General features: G+C 55.2%; 7 protein-coding genes and 1 riboswitch. Of the genes, 2 read left to right on the top strand and 5 right to left on the bottom strand.

Features of this window, described 5'->3' with window-relative positions; genetic code table 11:
• Positions 1-314: 314 nt before the first annotated feature.
• Both murI and btuB read right to left on the bottom strand, forming a co-directional pair.
• Complete coding sequence (murI, locus tag HBA26_RS22130) at positions 315-1,166, bottom strand: glutamate racemase (protein WP_126346082.1); 852 nt, start codon at positions 1,164-1,166, stop codon at positions 315-317.
• Complete coding sequence (btuB, locus tag HBA26_RS22135) at positions 1,111-2,958, bottom strand: TonB-dependent vitamin B12 receptor BtuB (RefSeq protein ID WP_126346083.1); 1,848 nt, start codon at positions 2,956-2,958, stop codon at positions 1,111-1,113. The genes murI and btuB overlap by 56 nt, the downstream gene beginning before the upstream one ends.
• A 65-nt stretch (positions 2,959-3,023) precedes the next feature.
• Positions 3,024-3,200: riboswitch (cobalamin riboswitch) on the bottom strand.
• Between the two features lie 104 nt (positions 3,201-3,304).
• Between btuB and trmA the strand changes: the two genes are divergently transcribed.
• Positions 3,305-4,405 (top strand): tRNA (uridine(54)-C5)-methyltransferase TrmA, encoded by a 1,101-nt coding sequence (gene trmA / locus HBA26_RS22140; RefSeq protein WP_126346084.1) that lies wholly within the window; start codon positions 3,305-3,307, stop codon positions 4,403-4,405.
• Between the two features lie 55 nt (positions 4,406-4,460).
• Here the strand turns inward: trmA and HBA26_RS22145 are convergent, their stop codons facing one another.
• Both HBA26_RS22145 and fabR read right to left on the bottom strand, forming a co-directional pair.
• Positions 4,461-4,820 carry a YijD family membrane protein gene (locus tag HBA26_RS22145; protein ID WP_008501783.1) on the bottom strand — a complete coding sequence of 120 codons (360 nt, stop codon included), beginning with the start codon at positions 4,818-4,820 and terminating at the stop codon, positions 4,461-4,463.
• Between the two features lie 9 nt (positions 4,821-4,829).
• The gene (fabR, locus tag HBA26_RS22150) at positions 4,830-5,468 is read right to left on the bottom strand and encodes an HTH-type transcriptional repressor FabR (protein WP_008501784.1); all 639 of its coding nucleotides are present in this window, start codon (positions 5,466-5,468) and stop codon (positions 4,830-4,832) included.
• Between the two features lie 196 nt (positions 5,469-5,664).
• Here fabR and sthA point away from each other — a divergent pair, with 196 nt between their 5' ends.
• Positions 5,665-7,065 carry a Si-specific NAD(P)(+) transhydrogenase gene (sthA, locus tag HBA26_RS22155; protein ID WP_045260262.1) on the top strand — a complete coding sequence of 467 codons (1,401 nt, stop codon included), beginning with the start codon at positions 5,665-5,667 and terminating at the stop codon, positions 7,063-7,065.
• Here sthA and oxyR read toward each other — a convergent pair.
• On the bottom strand, positions 7,048-7,965 hold the full coding sequence (gene oxyR, locus HBA26_RS22160; protein WP_126346085.1) for a DNA-binding transcriptional regulator OxyR: 918 nt from the start codon (positions 7,963-7,965) through the stop codon (positions 7,048-7,050). The genes sthA and oxyR overlap by 18 nt on opposite strands.
• Positions 7,966-8,088: the final 123 nt, after the last annotated feature.

Consider the following 8,088-nt stretch of genomic DNA (forward strand, 5'->3'; position numbering starts at 1 on the left):
TTTCGTCTTGCGACGTTAAGAATCCATGTCACTTTGAGTGCCCACACAGATTGTCTGATAAATTGTTAAAGAGCAGTTGCAACGCGGCTTTCAGCTCACCGTTGCGAGGTCCCGTATATTACGTTTTCCTCATTCAGAGTCAAGCGATTATTTTCACTTTTCTCTGTTGGCGTTCATCTCTGAACCCCGCTAACCCGGCGGCCTGTAAGCCGTTGTTCCGTGTCAGTGGAGGCGCATTATAGGGAGTTCTCAGACGTTGACAACCCCTCTTTTAAAAAAAACTTTCAACCGTCTCTTTTTTGCTCAAAACCGTGCTACAGCGCCAGTTTTTCGAGCGTTTCAAAGCCATAACGGCGTAAAACGGGTAAAAGTTGCTCAGTCTCTTTCGTGATAGCCATGCAAAACGCGATATTTGCATCGGTAGATTTCGCATCTGGCGCTTCATGCTCCAGCAGCCAGGCCGTACGACGGGCGATCGCCGCACCAGAATCCACCAGCCGCGTCCCCTCCGGAAGCACTTCTAATAGCTCTTCCTGCAAGAGAGGGAAGTGGGTGCAGCCTAGCACAACCGTATCCGGTGGTTCGGGCATCCGCAGCCACGGACGAAGAATACGACGCAGCTCTTCGAGCGATACCGTCTCGCCGTGCAGTTTCGCTTCCGCCATCTCCACCAGCTCTGCGGAGCCAAGCATTGCAATCTGGCATTGGTTAGCAAAACGGTCGATCAGCTCGCGGGTATAAGGACGCTTCACCGTGCCACGCGTGGCCAGCAAGCCCACGATACCGTTCGCCGTCAGGCGCGCGGCAGGCTTTATGGCAGGAACAACGCCCACAACCGGGAACTGGAATTTTTCACGCAGGGCGGGAAGAGAAACGGTGCTCGCCGTATTACAGGCAATGACCGCCAGCGCAAGGGGATAGCGCTTTTGTACCGCGGTGACGATTTCAACCACGCGCTCAACGATAAAGTCCTCACTCTTCTCCCCATAAGGAAAAGCGACGTTATCGAAGGCGTAGATGTAATGGAGATCCGGCAGGAGATGCCGAATCTCATCGTAGACCGAAAGCCCACCGACGCCGGAATCAAACACCAGCACGGTAGGGCGCGGATTAGAAGGTGTAGCTGCCAGACAAGGTGTATTCCCGTCCTGCAGTTTGGTAGCCATAAACTGTCTCGTAATCTTTATCGAACAGGTTGGCTATTTTACCACGAACTGTGAGGTGAGAGGTGACCGGATATGAAACTGCGACATCCCACAGGCTCACACCGCCCATTTTCACTTTTTCTGACGGATAAGAACCAAAATCAGTGTCGTAACGCGTGCCGAGATAGTGATACGTCAGGCTCCAGTCGAAATCATAGATCTGCGTATCGAGCTGATATTTCACCTGCTGCTTAGCACGACGGTCCAGAAGTTCGTTGGTCGCCGCATTGCGGGCATCCACATAGTCGTAGCCAACGGTATGCGTCAACGGACCTGTATCAAACGACGCCGTCGCTTCCACACCCTTAATGCGTGCTTTACCGACGTTGTAATATTCCTGAAGGTTATTATTGAAGTCGATGAGATTATCAACGTCATTACGATAGCCGGACACGCGCCAGCTCACGCCTGCCGTCAGGCCTTCAAACGCCCCTTCCCACTGCTTGCTCTCTTCAGGATCAAGATGGTCATTGCCATAGAAGCCATAGAGTTGACCCAGATTCGGGGCCTTATAGGCCGTACCATAAGAAGCAATGAAGCGGTAGCCGTCCACGAACTCCCACGCTGCACTGCTTTGCCAGGTACCATGGCGACCAAACTGAGAGTTGTCATCGCTGCGAACCGCCCCTTCCAGAGTGAAATCGCCCAGCTGCTGCAGCCCGGTCAGGTAGACGCCGGTGTTACGCAGGTTGTAGCCGTTGGTCACGTAGTTTGTACCCGGCTCGGTGCTCTGCTTCTGCCAGTCAACGCCCGCACCAATGTTCCCGTGCCCCACATCAACGGAGTTGAGCCACTGAACGTTGTACTGTTTGATTTCATCCAGCGTGGCCGTCGAATCGTAACGGCCCAAATTAGGGTCGTAGTTATAGTCTTTGCTGTGGCTATAGCTGGTGAGCAGCTGTGAATGGAATATATCCTCGTTAAAGCGTAATCCTGCGTCCCAGGTCTGGCTATAGAGCTGGCGGGTATCGACCAGAACGTCAGGGGTAAATGAGCTGTAGTAACCGTCATAGGCCGTACGGTTGCTGTAGCCAAAGCCGCGAACAAATCCGCTCCACTGGTCTGAAAATGCGTGATCCAGTGCGCCGTAGAGCGTTTTATTCATAAATCCGTCGCGATCGGTCTGGGCAAGGCCACCATTGTTGCCGTCCGCAACCACATCGAAACCTTTGGTATAGGTGTAATCCCCCGCCAGCGTGACGCGCGTGCTGTCGCCCAGCGTTTGCTGGGTACTGCCGCCATAATTCTGGTAACCGTGCGACCCTACGCCGGCATTCAGCGTCGTATCGTCCTTCGCGCGAGTGGTAATAATGTTGACTACACCGCCAATCGCATCCGAGCCGTAGACCGCCGAACGCGGTCCACGAACATATTCGATTCGCTGCACCAGGGAGATCGGGAACTGGCTGAGATCGGACGACCCCGTGACGCCCGCCTGGTTAAGGCGAATGCCGTCAACGAGAATCAGGACGTGGCTGGAGTTGGTGCCACGGATAAAGAGAGAAGAGAGTTGCCCCATCCCGCCATTTTGCGCCGTGTCCACGCCGGGCAAGCGACGCATAACGTCCAGCACCGAGGTTGACTGCCAGCGGTCAATATCGGCACGCGTAACCACCGACGTTGCTGCCAGAATAGTTTTTTCAGGTTGTTCAAAACGATTTGCCGTCACCACCAACGAGTCAGCGCTATCCTGCGCCCAGCCCGAAAATGCCGTGACGGACAGCGCCGTCAACAGCGATACTTTTTTAATCATTGTTAAAGCATCCACAATATAAGAAGGATGCCGCAGGCCTCATCTATAGCACGCGATGATGAAACCAAATGCGACGTGATCCCGGCAGGTCTTCGGGCTAGGTGGCGTTATACGGATGAAGACTTCCCATTTTCACAGTGTCTACAGCTCTCATCCCGCCAGTCTTTACCGCTGCGCGTCAGCTCCAGATTTTCACTGGATTCCCTTTTCACTCTCAGGAGACCGGAAACAGAATGCTACAATTAGACACGTATAGATGTCCAGACAGCTATTGGCCATTAAATCTGGACATCCCCTGAACAATCCCTACAATCCCCGCGTAATTCTTTATCACTCAGGACGCATCATGACCCCAGAACACCTCCCGACAGAACAGTACGACGCGCAGCTGGCCGAGAAAGTTGTCCGCCTGCAAAGTATGATGACGCCTTTCAACGCGCCCGTTCCCGAGGTGTTCCGCTCCCCTGTCAGCCACTACCGCATGCGCGCCGAGTTCCGCATCTGGCATGACGGCGACGACCTGTACCACATCATTTTCGATCAGCAGACCAAATCACGCATTCGCGTGGACAGCTTCCCGGCAGCGAGCGAGCTTATCAACCAGCTGATGACGCTGATCATTGAAGGCGTGCGCAACAATCCGGTGCTGCGCCACAAGCTGTTCCAGATTGACTATCTGACCACGCAAAGCAATCAGGCGATTGTCTCTCTGCTGTACCACAAAGCGCTGACCGACGAATGGCGCGAGCAGGCCGAAGCCCTGCGCGATGCGCTGCGTGCGCAGAACATCAACGTGCACCTGATTGGCCGCGCGACCAAAACCAAAATCATGCTGGATCAGGATTACGTCGACGAGCGTCTGCCGGTGGCGGGTAAAGAGATGGTTTACCGTCAGGTGGAGAACAGCTTCACCCAGCCGAATGCCGCGATGAACGTGCAGATGCTGGAGTGGGCGCTGAAGGCGACGGAAGGATCTAAGGGCGATCTGCTTGAGCTGTACTGCGGTAACGGCAACTTCTCGCTGGCGCTGGCGCGTAACTTCGAACGCGTGCTGGCAACGGAAATCGCCAAGCCGTCGGTAGCGGCCGCGCAGTACAACATCGCCGCTAACCATATCGATAACGTGCAGATCATTCGCATGGCGGCAGAAGAGTTCACCCAGGCCATGAACGGTGTACGCCAGTTTAACCGCCTGGAAGGGATCGATTTGAAGAGCTATCAGTGTGAGACGATTTTTGTCGACCCGCCGCGTAGCGGCCTGGACAGCGAAACCGAGAAGATGGTGCAGGCGTACCCGCGTATTTTGTACATCTCCTGTAACCCGGAGACGCTGTGCAAGAATCTGGGAACATTAAGCCAGACGCACAAGGTTGAACGTCTGGCGCTGTTCGATCAGTTCCCGTATACGCACCATATGGAGTGCGGTGTACTGCTCACGGCGAAGTAACTAGCCGGCGTTTTTGGCAGGTGGCGCTTCGCTTACCTGCCCTACTCAGACCCCATTACTCTGGCAGTTGGCTCTTGCGGCTACGCATGCGCGAGCCAATCCAGAACACCAGCGCCACGGACAGTACCGCAGGGAAGAAGTTAGAGCCGATATCCGGATACTCCGCGCGCACCACGGTGCTATACAGCAATACGCCCAGAATAAAACAGGCAGCGGCCAGCCCCGGTAACCCAACCGGCATCGTACGGTTCAGGTAACGCTGATGCAGGCAGTAGACCGTCAGCACCAGCGCAATAAGCGGGAAAATCGAAAATGGCACGATGGAGCTAAAAATAGCGGCAAACGTGCCATTAATGGATAAGCCAGCGATCAATGCCAGCAACAGCGTCCCTTTATCCTGACCTGACTGTTTCATTACTCACCTTCACTCTTCGGTTTGATGTGCCAGTTTCTCTTGTTCACGGCGATACCAGTAGTACGCGCCTTTGGAGATCATCCTGAGCTGCAATACCAGTCGCTCTTCAAGCTGCTTGCGTTGTTCAATGCTGACGTCCAGCGCTTCGGCACCCGCGCTGAACACAATCGTCACCATCGCCTCGGCCTGTGCTTCAGTAAAGGCACGCGGCATATGGTTTTCGAGTTCAAGATAGTCGGCAAGTTCCGCGATGAAGTGCTGAATTTCCCGCGCGACGGCGGCACGAAACGCTGCCGATGTGCCCGAACGCTCGCGCAAAAGCAGACGAAACGCGTTGGGGTTATTGCCGATAAATTCCATAAACGTCGACACGGAGGTGCGGATCACGCTGCCGCCTTTGGCGATACGCTGACGCGCCTGGCGCATCAGCTGGCGCAGCATCAAACCGCTCTCGTCGACCATGGTCAGGCCCAGTTCATCCACATCACGGAAGTGACGATAGAAGGACGTTGGCGCAATCCCGGCCTCGCGTGCGACTTCGCGCAGGCTCAAACTGGCAAAACTCCGCTCAGCACTCAGTTGACTGAATGCGGCTTCCACCAGCGAACGCCGGGTTTTCTCTTTTTGTTGTGCTCTTACGCCCATCACGATAGTTGAATCCTTCCAAAGGCCTGATGGCACTATACCAGAGAATAAAATTAATCTGTTTGCTCAGCTTTGTGAATGATTGTTTACGTGCGGTTTGTGCTCCACTGCCGGAAAAAAGCACAACGATAATTGGGTTACCCTGGCAATGATGTTATGATTCTGTTGCTTTTATGTATAAGAACAGGTAAGCCTTGCCATGCCACATTCCTACGATTACGACGCAATAGTTATTGGTTCCGGCCCCGGCGGCGAAGGTGCTGCTATGGGTCTGGTGAAACAGGGAGCCAGAGTAGCGGTCATCGAGCGCTACCATAATGTCGGCGGCGGTTGCACCCACTGGGGCACCATCCCTTCGAAAGCCCTCCGCCACGCCGTTAGCCGCATTATCGAATTTAACCAGAACCCTCTTTACAGCGACCACTCCCGACTTCTTCGTTCCTCCTTTGCCGACATCCTGAATCACGCGGATACCGTCATTAACCAGCAGACGCGCATGCGTCAGGGCTTTTATGAGCGTAACCATTGTGAAATCCTGCAGGGCAACGCGCATTTTGTGGATGAACACACCCTGGCACTCGAATGCCACGACGGTTCGATTGAGACGATCACCGCTGAAAAATTTGTGATTGCCTGCGGTTCACGCCCTTACCATCCGGCCGACGTCGACTTCTCACACCCACGCGTCTACGACAGCGACTCCATTCTGAGCCTGCACCATGAACCCCGCCACGTCATTATCTATGGCGCAGGGGTCATCGGCTGCGAATACGCGTCGATCTTCCGCGGAATGGATGTCAAAGTTGACCTGATTAACACCCGCGATCGCCTGCTGGCGTTCCTCGATCAGGAGATGTCAGACTCCCTCTCCTATCACTTCTGGAACAGCGGCGTGGTGATCCGTCACAACGAAGAGTACGAGAAAATAGAAGGCTGCGATGACGGTGTGATCATGCACCTGAAGTCCGGTAAGAAGCTGAAAGCCGACTGCCTTCTGTACGCCAACGGCCGTACCGGCAATACCGATTCACTGCGGCTGGAAAATATCGGGCTTGAAACAGACAGCCGCGGTCAGTTGAAGGTCAACAGCATGTATCAGACCGCGCTGCCGCACGTATACGCGGTGGGCGACGTAATTGGCTACCCGAGCCTGGCATCCGCCGCTTACGATCAGGGCCGCATTGCCGCTCAGGCGCTGGTGAAGGGTGAAGCAACGGCGCATCTGATCGAGGATATTCCGACGGGGATCTACACCATTCCGGAAATCAGTTCCGTGGGGAAAACCGAACAGCAGCTGACGTCAATGAAGGTGCCTTACGAGGTAGGTCGTGCCCAGTTTAAACATCTGGCGCGGGCGCAGATCGTGGGGATGAGCGTAGGTACGCTGAAAATTCTGTTCCATCGCGAGACGAAAGAGATCCTCGGGATTCACTGCTTTGGTGAACGCGCGGCGGAAATCATTCATATCGGTCAGGCAATAATGGAGCAGAAAGGCGGTGGTAACACCATTGAGTACTTCGTTAACACCACCTTTAACTACCCGACCATGGCAGAAGCCTATCGGGTAGCCGCGCTGAACGGCTTAAACCGCCTGTTTTAACGCGCTGTCGAAATGGCCATCCATCGCACCGCGGATGGCCTCTGCCAGCTGCTCATAGCGGCTGCGCAGCGGTGACCCCGGACGATACACCAGGCCAATGGTGCGACGCGGCTCCGGCTTAATGCACGGCAGGTACACCACGCCATCACGCTTACGCTCGCGCGGCACGGCCAGCGCAGGCAGCAACGTAATACCGCTTCCCGCCGCCACCATATTACGCAGCGTTTCCAGACTGGTTGCGCGGAAGTGGGTATCTTCGTCAGCGCCCGCTTCGAAGCAGAAGCCCATCGCCTGATCGCGCAGGCAGTGACCGTCTTCCAGCATCAGCAGCTTTTCCCCGGCCAGATCGGCCATCGGCACGCGATCGCGGTTCGCCCACGGGTGATCTTCATAGATCGCCAGCAGCATCGGCTCATCGAACAGCGGTACTTCAATAAACGCTTCGCTCTCTTTTACCAGCGCCAGAATGGCGCAGTCGAGCTTGCCGCTGTCCAGCTGCGCCAGCAGCTGATGGGTTTGCGCTTCGTGCAGGTACATTTCGAGTTTCGGGAACGTCTGGTGCAGCATCGGAATGATGTGCGGTAACAGGTACGGGCCAACGGTTGGGATCAGGCCAATATGCAGCGGGCCGGACATGGCCTCTCCCTGCTGGCTTGCCATTTCCTTGAGCACTTTGACCTCGCGCAGCACGGTGCGCGCCTGATCCACCAGCAGAAGACCGGCCTGGGTGAACAGCACCTTACGGCTGGTGCGCTCCAGCAGCATCACGCCCAGCTCGTCTTCCAGCTTGCGGATCTGCCCGCTCAGCGTCGGCTGGCTGACGTGGCAGGAATCTGCCGCGCGGCGAAAGTGACGATGCTCGGCTAACGCTACCAGGTATTCAAGATCACGAATATTCATTATTCATCCTCCGTCGCCACGATAGTTCATGGCGATAGATAGCATAGCAATGAACGATTATCCCTATCAAGCATTCTGTTGAATAACTGTCTCTTATACACATCTGACGCTGCCGACGACGGA

This window comes from Enterobacter sp. 725m/11 (genome assembly GCF_011683705.1).
Lineage (GTDB): Bacteria > Pseudomonadota > Gammaproteobacteria > Enterobacterales > Enterobacteriaceae > Enterobacter > Enterobacter bugandensis.

What these genes read in the sequence shown, in the direction of transcription:
- trmA (WP_126346084.1), top strand. Translation starts at nt 3,305, where the DNA reads ATGACCCCAGAACACCTCCCGACAGAACAGTACGACGCGCAGCTGGCC.
- HBA26_RS22145 (WP_008501783.1), bottom strand. Translation starts at nt 4,820, where the DNA reads ATGAAACAGTCAGGTCAGGATAAAGGGACGCTGTTGCTGGCATTGATC.
- oxyR (WP_126346085.1), bottom strand. Translation starts at nt 7,965, where the DNA reads ATGAATATTCGTGATCTTGAATACCTGGTAGCGTTAGCCGAGCATCGT.
- murI (WP_126346082.1), bottom strand. Translation starts at nt 1,166, where the DNA reads ATGGCTACCAAACTGCAGGACGGGAATACACCTTGTCTGGCAGCTACA.
- btuB (WP_126346083.1), bottom strand. Translation starts at nt 2,958, where the DNA reads ATGATTAAAAAAGTATCGCTGTTGACGGCGCTGTCCGTCACGGCATTT.
- sthA (WP_045260262.1), top strand. Translation starts at nt 5,665, where the DNA reads ATGCCACATTCCTACGATTACGACGCAATAGTTATTGGTTCCGGCCCC.